The 18200-nt window shown below is 64.1% G+C and carries 25 protein-coding genes; 10 read left to right on the forward strand and 15 right to left on the reverse strand.

Annotated features, from left to right (window positions below):
* Positions 1-13: 13 nt before the first annotated feature.
* Complete coding sequence (locus ABDJ38_RS09345) at positions 14-277, reverse strand: hypothetical protein (RefSeq protein WP_346784836.1); 264 nt, start codon at positions 275-277, stop codon at positions 14-16.
* 247 nt (positions 278-524) lie between these two features.
* On the opposite strand from ABDJ38_RS09345, the gene ABDJ38_RS09350 reads away from it, so the two are divergent.
* Positions 525-836 carry a UrcA family protein gene (locus tag ABDJ38_RS09350; RefSeq protein ID WP_346784837.1) on the forward strand — a complete coding sequence of 104 codons (312 nt, stop codon included), beginning with the start codon at positions 525-527 and terminating at the stop codon, positions 834-836.
* 122 nt (positions 837-958) lie between these two features.
* Here the strand turns inward: ABDJ38_RS09350 and ABDJ38_RS09355 are convergent, their stop codons facing one another.
* From ABDJ38_RS09355 to ABDJ38_RS09365, 3 genes are all read right to left on the reverse strand, one after another.
* Entirely contained in the window at positions 959-1690 is a 732-nt protein-coding gene (locus ABDJ38_RS09355) for a LytR/AlgR family response regulator transcription factor (RefSeq protein WP_346784838.1), read from the reverse strand.
* 16 nt (positions 1691-1706) lie between these two features.
* Complete coding sequence (locus tag ABDJ38_RS09360) at positions 1707-2849, reverse strand: sensor histidine kinase (RefSeq protein WP_346784839.1); 1143 nt, start codon at positions 2847-2849, stop codon at positions 1707-1709.
* Between the two features lie 103 nt (positions 2850-2952).
* Positions 2953-4470 (reverse strand): fumarate hydratase, encoded by a 1518-nt coding sequence (locus tag ABDJ38_RS09365; RefSeq protein ID WP_346785317.1) that lies wholly within the window; start codon positions 4468-4470, stop codon positions 2953-2955.
* A gap of 140 nt (positions 4471-4610) precedes the next feature.
* Between ABDJ38_RS09365 and ABDJ38_RS09370 the strand changes: the two genes are divergently transcribed.
* From ABDJ38_RS09370 to ABDJ38_RS09385, 4 genes are read left to right on the forward strand one after another with little or no spacing between them, the layout of a single operon-like run.
* Entirely contained in the window at positions 4611-5207 is a 597-nt protein-coding gene (locus ABDJ38_RS09370; RefSeq protein WP_346784840.1) for a protein-L-isoaspartate O-methyltransferase family protein, read from the forward strand.
* A 2-nt stretch (positions 5208-5209) separates the two neighbouring features.
* A complete protein-coding gene (locus ABDJ38_RS09375) occupies positions 5210-6661 on the forward strand; it encodes a TolC family outer membrane protein (protein ID WP_346784841.1) in 1452 nt (483 codons plus the stop codon).
* 2 nt (positions 6662-6663) lie between these two features.
* Positions 6664-7191, forward strand: coding sequence for a DUF2497 domain-containing protein (locus ABDJ38_RS09380; RefSeq protein ID WP_346784842.1), 528 nt, complete (start codon positions 6664-6666; stop codon positions 7189-7191).
* Positions 7188-7541: a (2Fe-2S) ferredoxin domain-containing protein gene (locus ABDJ38_RS09385; RefSeq protein ID WP_346785318.1), complete on the forward strand. Its 354-nt coding sequence runs from the start codon at positions 7188-7190 to the stop codon at positions 7539-7541. The genes ABDJ38_RS09380 and ABDJ38_RS09385 overlap by 4 nt, the downstream gene beginning before the upstream one ends.
* Here the strand turns inward: ABDJ38_RS09385 and ABDJ38_RS09390 are convergent.
* On the reverse strand, positions 7538-7873 hold the full coding sequence (locus ABDJ38_RS09390) for a hypothetical protein (protein ID WP_346785319.1): 336 nt from the start codon (positions 7871-7873) through the stop codon (positions 7538-7540). The genes ABDJ38_RS09385 and ABDJ38_RS09390 overlap by 4 nt on opposite strands.
* Positions 7874-8000: 127 nt before the next feature.
* Between ABDJ38_RS09390 and ABDJ38_RS09395 the strand changes: the two genes are divergently transcribed.
* The 3 genes from ABDJ38_RS09395 to xth are packed head-to-tail and all read left to right on the forward strand — an operon-like array spanning position 8001 to position 9574.
* Positions 8001-8429, forward strand: coding sequence for a CBS domain-containing protein (locus tag ABDJ38_RS09395; protein ID WP_346784843.1), 429 nt, complete (start codon positions 8001-8003; stop codon positions 8427-8429).
* Positions 8430-8460: 31 nt separating this feature from the next.
* Positions 8461-8790, forward strand: coding sequence for an iron-sulfur cluster insertion protein ErpA (gene erpA / locus ABDJ38_RS09400; RefSeq protein WP_346784844.1), 330 nt, complete (start codon positions 8461-8463; stop codon positions 8788-8790).
* A 13-nt stretch (positions 8791-8803) separates the two neighbouring features.
* Positions 8804-9574: an exodeoxyribonuclease III gene (gene xth / locus ABDJ38_RS09405; protein WP_346784845.1), complete on the forward strand. Its 771-nt coding sequence runs from the start codon at positions 8804-8806 to the stop codon at positions 9572-9574.
* Between the two features lie 193 nt (positions 9575-9767).
* On the opposite strand, the gene ABDJ38_RS09410 is transcribed toward xth, so the two are convergent.
* The 10 genes from ABDJ38_RS09410 to ABDJ38_RS09455 all read right to left on the reverse strand — a co-directional run bounded on the left by ABDJ38_RS09410 (position 9768) and on the right by ABDJ38_RS09455 (position 16289).
* The gene (locus ABDJ38_RS09410) at positions 9768-10436 is read right to left on the reverse strand and encodes a cell wall hydrolase (RefSeq protein WP_346784846.1); all 669 of its coding nucleotides are present in this window, start codon (positions 10434-10436) and stop codon (positions 9768-9770) included.
* 225 nt (positions 10437-10661) lie between these two features.
* Complete coding sequence (locus ABDJ38_RS09415) at positions 10662-10988, reverse strand: DUF1491 family protein (protein WP_346784847.1); 327 nt, start codon at positions 10986-10988, stop codon at positions 10662-10664.
* Positions 10989-11002: 14 nt separating this feature from the next.
* The gene (locus ABDJ38_RS09420) at positions 11003-11518 is read right to left on the reverse strand and encodes a PaaI family thioesterase (protein ID WP_346784848.1); all 516 of its coding nucleotides are present in this window, start codon (positions 11516-11518) and stop codon (positions 11003-11005) included.
* Positions 11478-11939, reverse strand: coding sequence for a PTS sugar transporter subunit IIA (locus ABDJ38_RS09425; protein WP_346784849.1), 462 nt, complete (start codon positions 11937-11939; stop codon positions 11478-11480). The genes ABDJ38_RS09420 and ABDJ38_RS09425 overlap by 41 nt, the downstream gene beginning before the upstream one ends.
* A 136-nt stretch (positions 11940-12075) precedes the next feature.
* Positions 12076-12651 carry a ribosome hibernation-promoting factor, HPF/YfiA family gene (hpf, locus tag ABDJ38_RS09430; RefSeq protein WP_346784850.1) on the reverse strand — a complete coding sequence of 192 codons (576 nt, stop codon included), beginning with the start codon at positions 12649-12651 and terminating at the stop codon, positions 12076-12078.
* 50 nt (positions 12652-12701) lie between these two features.
* A complete protein-coding gene (gene dnaQ, locus ABDJ38_RS09435) occupies positions 12702-13388 on the reverse strand; it encodes a DNA polymerase III subunit epsilon (RefSeq protein WP_346784851.1) in 687 nt (228 codons plus the stop codon).
* 36 nt (positions 13389-13424) lie between these two features.
* A complete protein-coding gene (gene coaE / locus ABDJ38_RS09440; RefSeq protein WP_346784852.1) occupies positions 13425-14015 on the reverse strand; it encodes a dephospho-CoA kinase in 591 nt (196 codons plus the stop codon).
* Positions 14012-14872 carry a shikimate dehydrogenase gene (gene aroE, locus ABDJ38_RS09445; RefSeq protein WP_346784853.1) on the reverse strand — a complete coding sequence of 287 codons (861 nt, stop codon included), beginning with the start codon at positions 14870-14872 and terminating at the stop codon, positions 14012-14014. The genes coaE and aroE overlap by 4 nt, the downstream gene beginning before the upstream one ends.
* The gene (locus ABDJ38_RS09450; RefSeq protein WP_346784854.1) at positions 14869-15447 is read right to left on the reverse strand and encodes a Maf family protein; all 579 of its coding nucleotides are present in this window, start codon (positions 15445-15447) and stop codon (positions 14869-14871) included. Before ABDJ38_RS09450 ends, aroE begins: the two co-directional genes overlap by 4 nt.
* Complete coding sequence (locus ABDJ38_RS09455; protein WP_346784855.1) at positions 15444-16289, reverse strand: pyruvate, water dikinase regulatory protein; 846 nt, start codon at positions 16287-16289, stop codon at positions 15444-15446. Before ABDJ38_RS09455 ends, ABDJ38_RS09450 begins: the two co-directional genes overlap by 4 nt.
* A gap of 298 nt (positions 16290-16587) precedes the next feature.
* On the opposite strand from ABDJ38_RS09455, the gene hemE reads away from it, so the two are divergent.
* Positions 16588-17604 (forward strand): uroporphyrinogen decarboxylase, encoded by a 1017-nt coding sequence (hemE, locus tag ABDJ38_RS09460; RefSeq protein ID WP_346784856.1) that lies wholly within the window; start codon positions 16588-16590, stop codon positions 17602-17604.
* A gap of 41 nt (positions 17605-17645) precedes the next feature.
* Positions 17646-18089 carry a CopD family protein gene (locus tag ABDJ38_RS09465; RefSeq protein WP_346784857.1) on the forward strand — a complete coding sequence of 148 codons (444 nt, stop codon included), beginning with the start codon at positions 17646-17648 and terminating at the stop codon, positions 18087-18089.
* Positions 18090-18200 lie beyond the last annotated feature (111 nt).

Here is an 18200-nt window from a genome sequence, read left to right on the forward strand (position 1 = left end):
TGCCCGGTTCCCGTCATGCGCTGCGCCAGATCATCCATGCAGCGCTGCCGTTGCCTAGCGTGTACAGCGCATAGAACGCCAGCCAGGTGCCGGGTCCTTCGCGCGAAGCGAGCATCACCCCGACCAGCAGCCCGAATTCCAGACCGAGGCTCGCCGCGCGCGCCAGCCGGAAGCGGGAAGGAGGCAGAGCGGCCAGCAGCGGGTGCCCGCTATCGAGCACCATCCGCTGGGCGAGGAAATTGGCGATTCCGAGCACGAAGGCAAAGGCGATTCCCATTATCCGCCCCTTTTGCCGCTTGCACGACATCGACGCAAATCAACGCTCGTGGAGCACAGTCAGCTGTTCGTAGACAACGCTTGCCGCCGGTCGATGCGGTGTGTGGGCAGGTCGAACAGCAGCGGACCAAGCCTATGGAATCGCCTAGGTCTTTTCGTGCGCCGCGGCCAAACGCAGTCCCACGGCCGCGGCGCAACCCGACGACGAATTAATGCCCCGGACCAAGGGTTCAGACAGGAGAGACATCATGCAGGCCATTACAATCAAGCTCGCGATTGCCGCCAGTGCACTGGCGCTCGCCCCCGCCGTTTCCGCCGCTGAAGACGATCAGCGATCGAGCCGCGTGACTTACGCCGACCTCGATCTCTCGACCCCCGAAGGCATGGCCGAACTGGACCGCCGGATCGTCAATGCCGCCCGCGAAGTCTGCGAGGTCAACCGCCAGACGACGGGCACCCGCATGCGTTCGCGCGAGGCACGCGAATGTTTCGAAACCGCCAAAAACCAGCTCGACCAACACTTCGCGCAGATCAAGCGCGATGCCAATCTGGGCGGCTGAATGGCGCCACCCGCCTTGGTGCGGAAGGCGCTGCCCCCCTCAATCGCCCTTCCGCATCGCCCGACAGCCGCCCCTCGCCGGGGCGGCTCTTTTATTGCCCGGTGAAAGGTCAGTGGAGCGCCTCAGCGCTTAGCCATCGCCTTGACCTTGCGCAGATAGGTCCGACCGATCCGCAAGACCTCGCCATCAGCCAGCTCTGCGCACCACACGCCCAGCCCCTCGTGCCGCAAGCCCTTGATGAAATCGCGGCGCAGAATGGTCGATCGGTGGATACGGATGAACTTTTCCGGATCGAGCCGCTCTTCCAGACCGGCGATGGTCTGAAGCAGCAGGTAACTGCGTTTCTCGGTGTGCAAGCGGACATAGTCGCGCTCGGCATCGATGCGATGCACCGATGCGGCCTCGATCCGCAGCAGTTCGGAGCGATCAGGCACCCACAGCTCTTCGAGCCAGGTCGGCTCGCCGGGCTCCCCCGGATCACTCCGCCGTGCCAGCGCGCGTTCGATCGCGCGGGCGAGCCGATCTTTCCCGACCGGCTTGAGCACATAGTCGACCGCATCGATATCGAAGGCCTCGACCGCGAAGTTGTCGTGCGCGGTGACGAAGATCACTGCTGGCGGAGTATCGCCTGAACTGGCCTTTTTTGCGACGGCCAGCCCGTCCATCCCCGGCATGGTCATATCGAGCAGCAGGAGATCGGGCTTGAGCTTCTCTGCCAGCCGCAGGGCCGCCTCGCCATCGGCGGCGGTGCCGACAACGGCAATGCCCGGCAGCTCGGCGCAGAGCACCTGCATCCGCTCGATCGCAAGCGGCTCGTCATCGACGATCAGCGTGCGCAGCGTGGTTTCGCTCATGATTTACCCCCCCCGGTCAGGATCGTTTTGTAAGGATCGGCAGCCGCAGGTGCGTGGCATATCCGCCCGGTACGAGGCCGGAAACGACGCTTGCTTCGTCACCGAACCGCGCCTCCAGCCGTTCGCGCACATTGGCAAGGCCGATGCCGTGGCCAGGATGATCGTCGGACTCGTGAGGCCCGGTGCCATTATCGGAAACAGTGATGACCAGCCGCCCGTATTCCTCGCGCGCGGCGAGCGTGATCGTGATCTCGCCCCCGCTGGGCGACACCGCATGCTTGACCGAGTTCTCCACCAGCGGCTGCAGGATCATGCCCGGCACCAGCGCATTCTCCAGCGCGTGAGGAATCTCGTAAACCGCACGCAGGCGCGAGGGGAAGCGCACCGCCTCGATTTCGAGATAGAGCTGCTGCAAGGCGATTTCCTGGCGCAGCGGCACGTCGGAAGTGGGATCGTCGGCGAGGCTGCGGCGGTAGAAGGTCGAGATGGTCTGGATCATCCGCTCGGCCGCTTCGGTCTTGCCGGTCAGCACCATGGCCGAGAGCGAATTGAGCGTGTTGAACAGGAAGTGCGGATTGACCTGATAGCGCAGCGACCGCAGCTCGGCCGCCTTGGCCGCATTGCGGAACTCCTGCTCGCGCCGTTCGGCCGAACGGGCGCGCTCGCCGGTGAGCAACGCGAGATAGAGAGCGCACCAGGCGAGCAGCAGGAAATAGCGGCTGGTGGCGAAGTCGATCAGCCGTTCGCGCTCGGTCGCCAGCGCAACGTCCTGCTGGTCGGCCATCAGGGTGTCGTCGAGGCCCTGCTGAGCCATCTTCAGGCCATCCACCGCGGCCTGCAATTCGGCAAAGATCACCGCATTGGCCTGCGCGGTCAGCATCGCGGCGGGCATGGCCAGCAACAAGGCGGCGCCGATCTTCAGCCACATAGGCTGCGCATCGAACACGCGCAGCACCAGCCACAGCCCGAGCGTGATGAGGATGCCGCAAAGCGTGGTCAGCAGCCGCAGCCACAGCATTTCATCGAGGAACGGCAGGCCGAGCAGCTCGGCCCGCACGGTGATGAGGGTGAAGTAGGTCGCCCACAGCCCCACGACCGAGGCGAGCACGGTCCAGAACGGGACTCGCGCGGCGGGCTGACCTGTGCGACCGGGTTTCATCGCCATCCTCTAGCCCCTCCACCCTCGGCGCCGCCAGCGGGGTGGGGCCGGTTGGTCGATCCGAATCGGCGCTTGGTCGAACATGACATCGAACTGGGCCCGCTCACCCTGTCGGCAACAGGCCTTCCTCGCGAATCTTCTCCTGCCAGTGCAGCGGGGCGAGCTTGTGAACGTTGTTGCCCTCGGCATCGACCGCGACCGTGACCGGCATGTCCTTCACCGTGAACTCGTAGATCGCTTCCATCCCGAGATCTTCGAAGCCGACCACCTTGGCCTCCTTGATCGCACGGGCGACGAGATAGGCCGCGCCGCCCGTCGCCATCAGGTAGGCGACCTTGAAGCGGCTGATCACGTCGACCGCATCGGCCCCGCGCTCGGCCTTGCCGATCATCGCCAGCAGGCCCTGATCGAGCATCATCTCGGTGAACTTGTCCATTCGGGTGGCCGTGGTGGGGCCAGCCGGGCCGACCACCTCGCCCATCACCGGGTCGACCGGGCCGACATAGTAGATCGCGCGGCCCTTGAAGTTCACCGGCAGTTCCTCGCCCTTGGCCAGCATCTCCTGAATGCGCTTGTGCGCTGCATCGCGCCCGGTCAGCATCTTGCCGTTGAGGAGCAGGCGGTCGCCCATCTTCCAGCTCGCCACCACTTCGGGGGTGAGATTATCCAGATCGACGCGAATCGCCTCGGCATCGGGCTCCCAGTGGACATCGGGCCAGGCATCCAGATCGGGCTGCGGAAGGTAGGCCGGGCCGGAACCGTCGATGGTGATGTGCGCGTGGCGCGTGGCGGCGCAGTTGGGAATCATCGCCACCGGCTTGCCCGCCGCATGGCACGGCGCATCAAGAATCTTCACGTCGAGCACTGTAGAAAGCCCACCAAGGCCCTGCGCACCCACGCCCTGAGCGTTGACCGCGTCGAAAATGTCGATCCGCAGCTGTTCGAGATCGGTCTGGGCGCCGCGCTGCTTGAGCTGGGCCATGTCGATCTGCTCCATCAGCGAGAGCTTGGCGAGTTTCACGCAATGCTCCGCCGTACCGCCAATGCCAATGCCCAGCATCCCCGGCGGACACCAGCCAGCGCCCATCGAGGGAATCTGCTCGAGCACCCAGTCGACGATATTGTCGCTGGGGTTCATCATCTTGAACTTGCTCTTGTTCTCGCTGCCGCCGCCCTTGGCCGCAACATCGATGCTGACCGTGCGCCCCGGCACCATCTCCACGCTCAGCACGCAAGGCGTGTTGTCGCGGGTGTTGCGGCGGGTGAAGGCCGGGTCGGCGAGGATCGAGGCGCGCAGCTTGTTGTCGGGATTGTTGTAAGCCCGGCGCACACCCTCGTCGACGACCTCCTGCAGGCTCTGTTTCGATTCGAGGCGGCATTCCTGCCCCCACTTGATGAACACGTTGACGATGCCGGTGTCCTGGCAGATCGGGCGGTGCCCCTCGGCGCACATGCGGCTGTTGGTGAGGATCTGCGCGATGGCATCCTTCGCCGCCGGGCCCTGCTCTGCCTTGTAGGCCTGACCCAGCGCGGTGATGTAGTCCATCGGGTGATAGTAAGAGATGTATTGCAGTGCATCGGCGACCGTCTCGATCAGGTCTTCCTCGCGGATCGTCACCATGTCGCTCATCGTCTCGTAACTCCTGTTGGTCGATGGCCCTCACCGTGCGACAGTTTGCGACGGTCAAAGGCCTTGGCCTTGGCTTTGGTTGCGCTTAAGGCACTTTGCGCCGCATCCCACAAGAGTTTGCTGAAGAGACCATGCTGGAAACCACCCTGAGCCCGACAAATCCCGCGCGCCGCGCGATGATCGACAGTCAACTGCGCACCAGCGGCGTAAACGCACCCTTCGTGCTTTCCCGCATGAACGCGGTCGCCCGCGAGGACTTCGTGCCCGAAAGCACCCGCGCCACTGCCTATATGGATCGGGCGATCCGGCTTGAAGGCGGCGGCGCGCTGCCCGCGCCGGTGGTGCAGGGCATGATGCTGCAGGAAGCCGCGCCCAAGGGCGATGAGGTCGCCATCGTGGTCACCAACGGCAGCAGCTACCTTGCCGAACTGCTGCGCCCGCTCGTCGCCGAAGTGATCGAGCTGACCCCCGCCGATGCCACCAGTGCCGGCACCGGGGGCAAGCCTGCGGACCTGCTGCTGGTCGATGGCGCGGCCGAACAGCTGCCCGAAAGCCTGCTGGCCCGGCTCGCAGATGATGCCCGCATCGTCACCGGCGTGGTGGAAGGCAGCGTCACCCGCCTCGCGATCGGCCGCAAGACCGATAACAAGGCGGCGCTGTTCCCGGTTCAGGACCTGGGCATTCCACGCATTGGCGCTTTCGATGCTCCGAAGGGCTGGAGCTTCTGACCATGCAACCCCGCTCGGCCATCGCGGCGCTGCTCGCCTCTGCTTGCCTGTTCGCCAGCCCGGCTCGCGCGGATACGCTCAGGGAAGCGCTCGCTTCGGCCTATGCTGAAAACCCCACGCTCGAAGCCGCACGCGCCCAGCTGCGCGCGACCGACGAGAATGTGGTGATCCAGCGCGCCAGCGGACTGCCCAACGCGAGCAGTTCGGGCACTTTTACGGAATACCTCAAGCAGAATTCGGCGAACTTCATTTCGCCCGACCGCTCGCTTAACGCAAGCGTCGATCTGACTGTTCCGCTGTATCAGGGCGGCGCCGTTCGCAACGGCGTGCGCGCGGCGGAAACACGCGTGGAAGCGGGCCGTGCAGATCTGCGCGGCACGGAAAGCATGGTGTTCAGCCAGGTCGTTGCCGCCTATATGGACGTGATCCGTAACGAGGCGATCGTAGGGCTATCGGCGAACAATGTCGAAGTCCTCGAAGTCAACTTCCAGGCCACCAGCGACCGGTTCGAGATCGGCGATCTCACCCGCACCGACGTGGCCCAGTCCGAAGCGAGGCTTTCGGTGGCGCGCAGCAATCTGCAATCCGCCCAGGCGAACCTCATCACCGCGCGCGAACGCTATGTCGAGCTGGTCGGCAATGCTCCGGGCGAGCTGGCCCCGCCACCGCCGCTTCCGGGCCTGCCCAGCGACGTCGATACGGCAGTGCAGATCGCGCTCGAAAACAATCCCGACCTGATCGCCGCGCTCGAACGCGCGCAAGCCTCGCGCTACGATATCGATGTGGCCGGGGCAGGGCGCCTCCCGACGCTCGAGGCCTACTCAACGGGTGGCTACCAGAACTATCTGGGCACGCTTGGCAACCCGAATACGTCCGAAGCCTCGACCACCGCGCAGGCAGGCCTGCGCCTGCGCCTGCCGCTGTTCCAGGGTGGCCGCGTCTCAGCCCGCGAACGGCAGGCCCAGGCGACCTCGCAGGCCGCGCTCGAACAGGTCGTGGCAACCGAACGCGCGATCATCGCGCAGGTCCGGGGTGCCTATTCGAGCTGGCGCGCAGCCAGTGCCATCGTGGTCTCCTCGCAAGGCGCGGTCGATGCCGCCGCGCTCAGCCTCGAAGGCGTGCGGGCGGAGAACACCGTAGGCAACCGAACCATCCTCGATATCCTCAACGCCCAGCAGGAATTGCTCAATGCGCAGGTCGAACTGGTGACCGCGCGGCGCAACGCCTATGTCGCGGGCTTCAGCCTGCTCGCCGCCATGGGCCGTGCCGAAGCGCGGGATCTGGGCCTTTCCGAATATGGCCCGCTTTACGATCCGGTCGCCAACTACGTCCGCGTGCGCGGCAACGTGTGGGACTGGAGCCAGGACGAAGACCCGGTGACTCAAAGTGTCCGCACGGTTGACATCCCGGCGCAAGATGCGGAAATTCCGGAGACCACAGGGGCGGAGCAATAGTCATGCAGCACTCGGAAGCGTCGACCGAGGAAATCCTCGGGATCATCAAGCGGGTGATCGAGCGCGAAAATCGGGAAGTTGCTGCCGACGAGAAGCGCAAGCGCGAGTCGATGAGCTTTGCAACTGCCCTGCGCGCCTCCGGCCCTGCGGAGGTCGGCGACGGCCTGATTGCGGGCACCGACACCGACGAAGTGCTCGACCTGGGCGAGGCCGAACTGGTCGTCGACAGCGACGAGGCCACCGAGGTCGCTGACCGCGACGATGCGCCGCTCGACAGCGAGCCGGCAGAAGCCGAGGGACTCACCAGCAACGCCGCGCGGCAGAGCGTGAACGACAGCTTCGCTGCGCTCGCCATGCTTGCAAAGGGCGATGCGACCGAGGCCGACGCGCCCAGCGAAAGCCCGCTCGAAGGCATGGTGCGCGAAATGCTGCGTCCGATGCTGGCCGAATGGCTCGACAAGAACCTTCCCGCCGTAGTCGAAACGCTGGTGCGTGAAGAGATCGACCGAATCGCGGGGAAGACACGCTGAGCGAGCTGGCAAAGGCGCAACGCGCGCTGGCCAAGATCGGCGGCGATGCGATCAGCCGCCAGATATTCCTCTGCGCCATGTCCGAGAAGCAGAAGTGCTGCCACCGAGAGGAGGGCGAGCGCGCGTGGAAGTATCTCAAGAAGCGGCTGAAAGAGCTGGGACTGGTCGGCCCGGTCCAGCGCACCAAGGCCGATTGCCTCCAAGTATGCGCTGGCGGGCCGATAGCGGTCGTCTGGCCCGATGGCGTGTGGTATCACTCGTGCAATGAGGATGTGCTGGAACAAATCATCCAGCAGCACCTGATCGGCGGCCAGCCGGTCGAGGAATACCGGCTTCGCCCTGCCGGCTAGTCTTTCCAGCGCACCTTACGGCGATCGACAGGCGGCGGCGCCTGCGGATCGAGATCGTCGAGCGAGTTTTCGACCGACTCGTCGTGCCCGGTGCCGCTGGACAGGAACACCAGCCCCATCAGCGCGCTCATCAGCAGCATCGAAAAGCCGATCCCCAGCGCGGTGGCGATGAAGAAGTGCGGTGAAACATCCTCGACCTGGTTGTAGATCACCGTCAGCGCCACGATCACCGTGGCCACGGTGAAGGCAAACATGAACCGCATCAGCCGGCGATAACGCGCCCAGGCGTAAGCGGCCTTCTTCGGATCGTCGAGCGGGGAGGGGCCGGGCATGGGCATGCCATGCCCGTTCACGCGCGCACCTGCAAGGCTGGCGATACTCGTGATTTGCGCAGACCGGGCAAGACGTGGCATTATACCGACAAGCCCGCATCAAGGCCGGGCACGGGAGGTCACAGCCATGACGATTGCCAGCATTATCGATCACCGCGAATCGCACATCATTTCGTGTACCGCCAACGACACGGTTCAGACCGCGGCGGGCCTGCTGGCGGACAAACGCATCGGCGCGCTCCCCGTGCTTGCAGGCGACGAGATCGTGGGCATATTCTCCGAGCGCGACCTGCTCTACTCGGTCGCCCGCGAGGGTGAAAAGTCGCTGAGCCGCACCGTGGGCGAGGTGATGACCAGCCCGCCGATCACGATCGAGGTCGGCACCAGCGTGCTCAGCGCGCTGTCGCTGATGACACGGCGGCGTATCCGGCACCTGCCGGTGATGGACGAGGATCGCCTGGTCGACTTCGTTTCGATCGGCGATCTCATCAAGTTCCGCATGGATCAGATCGAATCCGAGGCCGAACAGATGCGCGAATATATCGCCTCGGCTTGAGCCTTTGCCTGCCAAGGCCTAGATCAGGGGTATGACCAGCCCCCTGACCCTCACCGAAGCTGCTGCCGCCCGCGTCAATGCGATTGCCGAGCGCCAGCACAAACCCGCCATCCTGCGCCTTTCGGTGGAAGGCGGGGGCTGTTCGGGCTTCCAGTACAAGTTCGACCTTGCCGACACCGCCGAGGACGACGACGCGGTGAGCGAGACGGCGGGCGTGCGGCTGGTGGTCGATCCGGTCAGCCTCGATCTCGTAAGCGGGGCAACGGTGGACTATGTCGAATCGCTGGGCGGGACGGCCTTCCGGGTCGAGAATCCCAATGCGGCCGCCGGCTGCGGCTGCGGTTCCAGCTTCGGCATCTGACGTACGCCCTGAAATGCGAATAGCCAGCTTCAACATCAACGGCGTAAAAGCGCGCCTGCCCCGCCTGATCGAGTGGCTGGAGGAAACCCGCCCTGCCATTGCCTGCCTGCAGGAGATCAAGAGCCAGGACGAGGGCTTCCCGCGCAAGGAGTTCGAGGCGATCGGCTATCATGTCGAGACGCACGGCCAGAAGGGCTTCAACGGCGTCGCCATCCTCACCGACGGCGGACCGGCAGAAAACGTCTCGCGCGGGCTTCCGGGCGATCCTGACGACGAACAGGCCCGCTTCATCGAGGCGGACTTCAACGGCGTCCATGTGGCCAACCTCTACCTGCCCAACGGTAACCCGCAACCCGGCCCCAAATTCGACTACAAGCTGGCGTGGATGGAGCGGCTTCGCCTCCACCTCGAAGGCCTGCTGGCGAGCGAAAAACCCTGCGTGGTGCTGGGCGACTTCAATGTCATCCCTGAGGACAAGGACGTCTATTCGGTGAAGGCCATGGCCAGCGACGCGCTGATGCAGCCCGAATCGCGCGATGCCTATGCGCGCCTGCTTGGGCAGGGCTGGACCGATGCGCTGAACGTCCTGAACCCACGCGGCGGCGTCTGGACCTTCTGGGACTATCAGGCCGGTGCCTGGCAGCGCGACCACGGCTTCCGCATCGATCACCTGCTGCTGTCGCCCGAATGCGCCGACCGCATGAGTGCCGCCGGCGTCGACAAGGAGTATCGCGGGCGCGAGAAGGCCAGCGATCACGCCCCGGTGTGGGTGGAATTGGCCTGAGTACCACGCCGCCCTGCACCCAAATCCGTTCGTGCTGAGGAGGGTGAAGACGAAGTCTGAACCCGTCTCGAAGCATTACAGCGCTAGGGCTGGCCCTTCGAGACGCTCAGACTGCGTCTTCGCTCCTCAGGGCAAACGGGGTTAGATTCAGATAGAGCGCGAGGCGGGGGCCACTCAAGCTGGGCTCTCTACCTCAGCGATAGAAGATATGGCTGTCGATGGTGGCGCGCGCCACCTTGGTGCGTGCCCAACGCGGATTCACGCGGGTGGCGTGGAAATAGAGCGCATCGTCGGCATCGCTGGCCCACATGTCGCTTTCGGCGATATGGGCGATAGCCTTGGCGCGCTGCCACGCGGCAGAGCTGCGATTGGGCTCGGGAATACGACCGCCGCGCACAAACGAGAATTGCGCGCGCTGCTTCACGACGCTGCAATAGCTGTCAGGGAAAGCCGCACTCTCGGCGCGGTTGATCACCACTCGCGCCACGGCGAGCTGGCCCGCGAGCGGTTCACCGCGCGATTCGAAATAGACCGCTTGCGCAAGGCAATTGAGATCGTCAGTCAACGCGTCGGGAGCGTCGGTCTGCGCAACCAGTTCGCGCAGGTTGCTGACATCGACCGGCGGCAGCGCGATGGCTGGCTCGTCTGCGGCCTCGTCGGCGATGTCCTGGACCACCGGGCTGGCCACGAAGCGCACTTCGTCAGCAGCGGCGTCCTCGGACGAGGAATTGTCGATCGTCTGGAGCTCATCGCCCACGCCCTGATCCTGGGCTCTCGCGCCTTCGGCAATCGTACCGACAGTCGCGCCAAACAAAGTCACGGCCGAGACAATCGCCCCGGCGCGAAGGAAACCTGCAGTCATGTATCCCGTTACCATGGCGGTGAGAAGCCAGTCCGGGCCAAGGGCTTGCCAGCGCGATCCAATTGCGCTCGGCAAGGCCCCATCCTGTTGCGGTGGCCCGGCGGCGTCTCCCCGTCTGCGCACCACATCGACCGGCCGAAATGCCGATAGCCATGGTTTACGCTTCTTCAGGAAAGGCGCGGGCCAAATAGCCTTCGAAATTCGAATGTCAACCGGCGCAGAATATTAGATCAGCAATCGCTCCGCCTCGGGATGATCCAGCTCGATCACCCACAGGTCATTATCCTGACGCTTGCGGCGCTGCCAGTATTCCATAATTTCTGACGGGTTTTCAGGGTTTTCCTGCTTGATTGCCGTCCACTTCCGAGTGCCGTCCAACTGCGGCATTCGTTCAAACAGGATACCGTTTGTGCCTCTATGGCAACAGATGACCAGCAATGTCCCGGCCTCGCGTTCTCCCTTAGCGAGCACCGTGCCAAAGCCTCCACGTGCCCCCACCGCACGCAGCAGCCCGGTCACTTCGAGGTGAGCGGGGATTCGCGCCGTTTCCAAACCGTGCCTCGCCGTCAGCCCGGCAGCCGGTAGCCGTCGAGGCCCGACAGCGCGATGCGTGAGCGCATGAAGGTGCCCGTGCCACGACCGATCTCGTCGCCCTCTTCGTCAGTCAGGTGCGCCTCGGCGATGAACACGCGCCGCTTGCCGCTGATCCAGCGTCCCTCGGCTACGACTTTCCCCGCGCGGACCGGCTTGGTGAAATGGAGATTGAAGCCCGTGGTCAGCAGGAAGCGGTCCGAGACCAGCGAATTGGCGGCATAGAAGGCTGCATCGTCGAGCATCTTGAAATAGATCGTGCCGTGCGCGGCACCTGCGGCGTGATAGACGCGCTCGTCGATATCGAAGGTTATGCGCGCCACCCCCGGCTCGGAAATGACAAGCCGCGAAGCGAACAGATCGTTGATCGGAGCCGCGGCATAAAGATGCTCGAGCGCACGATAATGCGCCGGCGCCCCGCTCATCGAAGCGGAATCCGTAGCCGCGCGATCAGGCGGCGTCACGGTCCGACGCATTGGTGAGCAAGCCATAGAGCGCCTCGCCGTCGGGCGCGTCGCATAGAGCCTCGCGGACGTCTTCATCGCGCATCAGGCGCGAAATCTCGGCCAGTGAATAGAGGTGCATCGCCCCGCTGCCCTCGGGCGAGAGCAGGCCGAACACGAGATCGACCGGCATGCCATCGGCAGCGGCGAAATCAGCAGGCTTTTTCAAGCGGAGCAGCGCCGCGATCGGTCGCTTGATCGCGGTGATGCGCGCATGCGGAATGGCCACGCCGCGACCAAAGCCAGTGCTGCCGAGGTTCTCGCGCTCAACCAGAGCTTCAAGCACCTGTGTCGCATCGAGCTCGTAGGCGCGCGCGAACAGATCGCTCAACTGTTCGAGGATATCGTCCTTGGTGGCCGCATCGACGATGTCGACCGACTGCGGGTTCATGGCAAAGGTGGCATGCATGATCTTGTGGTTTCGTTCTTCCGCGAGGCAGCTGTTTCAGCCCCGGCTCAGGGGCCGCATCCAGCAGATGCAGCCCCTGTAGTCGCAAAGCTATGACGAGAACCTTACACTATCGACGAAAGGTCCGGTCTGGTCATCAGGCGGGTTCGACCCAGCCGATGGCCCCATCTTCGCGGCGATAAACCATATTATGCCGTCCGGTGCCAGCGTTTTTGAAAAACAGGGCATTTGTGTGACGCAGATCAAGCAACATCACTGCGTCGGCAACGCTCACTTCGGGCACATCGATACTGGTTTCGGCGATGATCGCGGGTGCATCCTCGCCCAGTTCTTCCTCGACGTTATCATTATCCTCAAATGGCGCGAAGACCGTGTAGGCCGCCTCCTCCTCGCGCGCGGCGTGGGTGGCCTGTTCGTGATGATCCTTCAGGCGGCGCTTGTAACGGCGCAGCTGCTTCTCGATCTTCTCTGCCGCCTGATCAAAGGCCTGGTGCGCATCGTGCGCTTGGCCACGGCTTTTCAGGATCAGCCCATGATTGACGTGCAGGATAATGTCGGCAGCAAAGGCGTTCGCCGGTGCCTTGCCGAAAGTGACGGTGGAGGACAAAGCGCGACTGAAGTGCTTGTCGACAATCGTGGTGAGCCTGTCGGAGGCATGCTCCTGAAGCGCTGAACCGGTATCCACCTGGTGGCCCGACACACGAATATCCATAAGACTTCTCCTGCTACTTCCTTGTATCTACCCGATATGGGTACGACACCTCATTGCGTCCAGAGAGGTGAACTTAATGTTTTCAGAAACTCCTGATGACGCGTAGTTTCGTCATTTGTCGCAGAATGGGGCCGGGCTGGCCGAAATTCGCCCAGTTTCGGAGCGAAGGCGGTGACTTTTCGCTCGACCTCGGTGCCCTGGTCGACCGCGAGTCCTAGCCCGATCTGCCGGCCACCCAGCAGCTCGACATAGACCTGCGCCAATAGCTCGGCATCGAGCAGTGCGCCGTGCAGCACGCGGTGGCTGCGGTCGACTCCGTAGCGCGAGCATAGCGCATCGAGCGTATGTTTCGCGCCGGGATGACGTTTGCGCGCGATGGCCAGCGTGTCGATCATCCGCTCGTGGCTGACAGTGGCCAAATCGCAGGCCTGCAGCTCGAAATTGAGGAAGCCGAAGTCGAACTGCGCGTTGTGCGCCACCAGCGGCGCATCGCCGAGGAAATCGAGCAATTCCTGTGCCCGTTCGGCGAACAGCGGCTTGTCGGCCAGGAAGGTGGCGGACAGGCCGTGGACCCGTTCGGCCTCCATCGGCATGTCGCGCTGGGGGTTGAAATAGCCGTGGAAGGTTTCGCCCGTGGGGATGCGATTGACGATCTCGATACAGCCGATTTCGACCAGCCGATCCCCGGTTTGCGGGTCCAGGCCGGTGGTTTCGGTGTCGAACACGATCTCGCGCATGGGACTCGTTATCTGCCTTCACAGCGGGTGTTGCAACTAGGCAATGAGGCTCGCGAGCAATTCGCCGACCTGCGCGCGCGTCTCATCAAGGGGGAGGCCGGTGTCGATCACATAGTCGGCGCGCTCGCGCTTCTTCGCATCGGGCATCTGCGCGGCGAGGATGGCGGCGAATCTCTCCTCGGTCATACCGGGGCGGGCAAGCACCCGGGCGCGCTGCACCTCGAGCGGGGCGGAGACGACCACGGTCCGCTCGACATAGTCCGCGCCTTTTTCGAACAGCAGCGGGATGTCGAACAGCAGGACCGGCGCATCCATATTGCGCAGCAGAAACTCGCGCCGCTTCGCTGCAACGGCCGGGTGAACGATGGCCTCAAGCCGCGCGAGCGCAGCCGGGTCGCTGAAAACCTGCGCGCCGAGTTCGTCACGCCGCACGCCGTTTTCGTCGGTCGAACCGGGAAACTCTGCCTCTATCGCGCCAAGCAGACTGCCGCCGGGGCCTTGCATCGCGCGCACCTCGGCATCGGCATCGAACACCGGCACGCCAAGATCGGCAAACATCTGCGCCACCGTGCTCTTGCCCATGCCGATCGAGCCGGTGAGGCCGAGCAGGATCGGGCCATCGCTCATGCCGTGAGCATCGCGCGCAGTTCGGCATCGCCCTTTTCGCGCGGGGGCTTCTGGCCGAAGAAATATTCGAAAGCGACGGCGGCCTGCCCGATCAGCATGGCAAGCCCGTCGACCGTAGGCAGGCCCCCGGCGCGCGCCTCTTGCAGGAAAGGCGTATCTAGCGGGCTGGTCACGATATCGTAGGCGAGGGCGCCCGGCGGGGCGTGCGTGAAATCGAAATGCAGCGGCGGCTGACCCGTCATGCCGAGCGGGCTGGCGTTGACCACCAGATCGAGCAGGCCCTCTCGGTCGTCAAAGGCGAAATCGGTGGGATCGGCAAAGTGCGCAATATCGACGGCGTGATGCTCGCCCTCGGGGGCAAGTTCGTCGAGCAGGCGGCGGGCCTTCTCAGGATCGCGCCCGGCGAGCACCAAGGTGAAACCCTCGCCGGCCAGCGCCTTCACGATGGCGCGTGCCGCACCGCCGGTGCCGAGAATGCGCGCCATGCGGAACAGGTGTTGCTCGTCCAGCAGCGGGCGCAGCGGTTCGAGAAAACCGGGCGCATCGGTGTTGGTGCCGCGCAACGCTCCATCCTCACCGCGATAAATCGTGTTCACCGCGCCAATCGAGCGGGCCGGTTCCTCGATCGCGTCGAGATGCTCCATCACCGCCAGCTTGTGCGGCATGGTGACGTTGCAGCCGCGCCACGTGGGATCCTCGCGGCGTTCGGCCAGATACCTCGCCACATCCTCCACCGCGACGCGACAATGGCGGTATTCGGCGTCGATCCCGGCCTTCTCCAGCCAATGGCCATGAATCAGTGGCGACTTCGACTGCGCAATCGGATCGCCGATAACCTCGGCGTAAGGACGACTCACGCGGGCAGCTCCTCCAGCTCGCGCAGCGCGCCGAGCACGGGCAGCAGCGGCATTCCGAGCACGGTGAAATAGTCGCCTTCGATCCGCTCGAACAGCTGCACGCCCATCGCCTCGATCCGGAACACGCCCACGCACTGGGCGACCTCGGGCCACTCGGCGCGCAGGTAGCGTTCGATAAAGTCCTCGGACAGATTGCGCACCGTGAGCCGCGCCTGTGCGCCATGCTCCCAGCGCACATGGCAGCCGAGCGCAATCGCTGCCGCCGAATCGAGGACCATCTCCTTGCCGGAGAAATAGCGCAGATGGTCTTCCGCCTGCGCGCGGCTGGTCGGCTTGTCGAACCGCTCGCCCGCCACCGACAGCACCGAATCGCTGCCCAGCACCGGCACTTCGCCGCCATCAATGGACAGGGCCTTGGCCTTGGCCAGTTCAAGCGCCACCTGCGCCGGGGGCACATCGCCTAGCGAGGCTTCAAGCGCGCGCTCGTCGATGGCGGCAGGCATAACGTCGAATTCGACCCCGGCATCGCCGAGCATGGCGCGGCGCGAGGCGCTTTTGGAGGCAAGAATAATCATATCGGTTTGGGTCCGACCTGGGCTCCGCTCGCGCGGTGCGAGCGCTCGTTGAGCAGTTTGATGATCGCAGCGGCGGTTTCCTCGATCGAGCGGCGGGTGACATCGATCACCGGCCAGCCGTTGTCGGCAAACATGCGCCGCGCGAAGGCGACTTCCTTTTCCACCCGCTCCTCGTCGACATAGGCGGTGGTGGTGCTCTCGTTCAGCGACAAGAGACGGTTGCGGCGAATCTCGATCAACCGTTTGGGCGCTGTGGTCAGGCCGACAACCATGGGCCTACGCAGCTTGAACAGTGCGGGTGGGGGCGGGCTTTCCACCACCAGCGGGATGTTCGCCACCTTGAAGCCACGGTTGGCGAGATAGATGGAGGTCGGCGTCTTCGACGTGCGCGACACCCCCGCGAGAACGATATCGGCCTCTTCCCAGTTGTCGAACCCAACCCCGTCATCCTGCGCGATGGTGTACTGGATCGCGTCCACACGGCGGAAATAGGCCTCGTCCATCTGGTGCTGCTTGCCGGGCCGCCCGCGCGCCTGCTGGCCGAGCCTCTCTTCCAGCGCCGCCGTCACCGCATCGAGCACCGCCACATGCGGCAGGCCGAGCTGACGGCAACGCATTTCGAGGTTCGAGCGGATTTCCGAATTCACCAGCGTATAGAGCACGAGGCCCGGATTGGCCTTCAGATCCTCGACGATCCGTTCGAGGTGCTGATGCGAGCGCACCATCGGCCAGAAATGGCGCACGACGTCGGTGTCGTCGAACTGCGCCAGCGAAGCTTTCGCCAGCATTTCGAGCGTTTCGCCGGTGGAATCCGACAGCAGATGAAGGTGCAAACGGGTCATGTGGATAAGTCCCGGCATAAACCACGGGACGCAGTTGCGGACAAGTATGGGATGGAATCTCATCCCCGCTAACGGCCATTTCCTCCCGCCAGTGATCCCCCGATGCAACGCCTTGTCGACAGGCTGGGGATTTCGGGGACAAGCAATGATTGACAGCACAGAGGCATGAGTCGATCAGCCGGGCAGGCCCGAAGCGGCGGGACAAATCCGCGACAACTGCGCTTTCCCCGCTTTCCACAGGGCCTACAAACACCATAATCCTTATTATAAATATTATTATATTGATTGGACTCTCGCGATGCCCGGACCTTTGCTCGATACCTTGAACGGTCAGCGCCAGGACAGGCTACCGGTCTGGTTCATGCGGCAAGCAGGTCGCTATCTCGCAGAATACCGCGCTTTGCGGGCCGAGAAGGGCGGCTTTCTGGAGCTGGTTTACGACAGCGAAGCCGCCGCCGAAGTGACGCTGCAGCCAGTGCGGCGGTTCGGGTTCGATGGGGCGATCCTGTTTTCCGATATCCTGATCGTTCCCTATGCCCTGGGGCAGGACTTGTGGTTCGAAGCAGGCGAGGGGCCACGGCTGGCGCCGCCGCTGGTCGATGCGGCCTGGCAAAGTCTGGAAGCTGCGCCAGAGCGGTTTGAGGCCGTCTACGAGACCGTTCGGCTGTGCCGGGGTATGCTGACCCCGGAAGTCACCATGTTGGGCTTTGCGGGCTCTCCCTGGACCGTGGCGACCTATATGGTCGCGGGGCAGGGCTCGAAGGATCACCATGCGGCGCGTCAGCTGGCCTATCGCGATCCGCAAGCCTTCGGTTCGCTGATCGGCGCGATCGAAGAGGCGAGCTTTACCTACCTCGTCGGCCAGATCGACGCCGGGGCGGAGGCGGTACAACTGTTCGACAGCTGGGCAGGCAGCCTTAGCCCGGCGCAGTTCGAGCAATGGGTGATCGCGCCCAATGCCCGGCTTGCGGCGCGGCTGCATGAGGCGCGGCCCGGCATTCCGGTGATCGGCTTCCCGAAAGGCGCGGGTGGCAAGCTGCCCGCCTATGCGCGAGAAACGGGTGTCGATGCCGTGGGTGTCGACGAGACGGTCGATCCCAACTGGATCAACCGCGAATTGCCCTCCGGAATGCCGGTGCAGGGTAATCTCGACCCGATGCTGCTGCTGGCGGGTGGCGACGGGCTTAACCGCGCCGTGGAGAGCATCTGTGCTGCCTTTGAAGGCCGTCCGCATGTGTTCAACCTGGGCCACGGGATCGACAAGGAAACCCCTATTGCGCATGTTGAACAAGCTTTGTCGGTGCTTCGTCGATAAGAGGGATGACGCAGGCGCCCGGCGCGCCTATCTAGGCGGCCATGCAGGAATTCCTCTTGATGATCTTCTATTGGCTCAAGGCCGGACACCTGATCTTCGTGATCTTCTGGATGGCGGGCCTGTTCATGCTCCCGCGCCAGCTGGTCTACATGCACGACAGCGCGCCCGGATCGGCCGAGGAAGCGCTGTGGGCCAAGCGCAGCGGGCTGCTGCGCAAGGTGATCCTCACGCCGAGCCTGATCGCGGTCTGGGCCTTCGGCCTGCTGCTCGCCTATAGCGGGGGCGCGTTCACGCAAGGGTGGTTCCACGCCAAGCTGCTGCTGGTGATCCTGCTCAGCGGCTATCACGGCTGGATGGTCGCCAATGCCAAGACAATGGCGCGCGGCGAGCGTCCGCTGAGCGAGAAGACGCTGCGAGTGGTCAACGAGGTTCCGGGCGTGGCTGCGGTGCTGATCGTCATCCTGGCGGTGGTCAAACCGTTCTGATTTTCGGCTGCAATGACCTGCCCGTTCGCGTCTCCGATTGACCGGGGGCGCGCAAGGCCATATTCAGCGCAAACCAACCGGCACCAGATCGCTCGTCCGAAGCGATCAAGG

The organism is Aurantiacibacter flavus (assembly GCF_039710615.1).
Taxonomy (GTDB): domain Bacteria; phylum Pseudomonadota; class Alphaproteobacteria; order Sphingomonadales; family Sphingomonadaceae; genus Alteraurantiacibacter; species Alteraurantiacibacter flavus.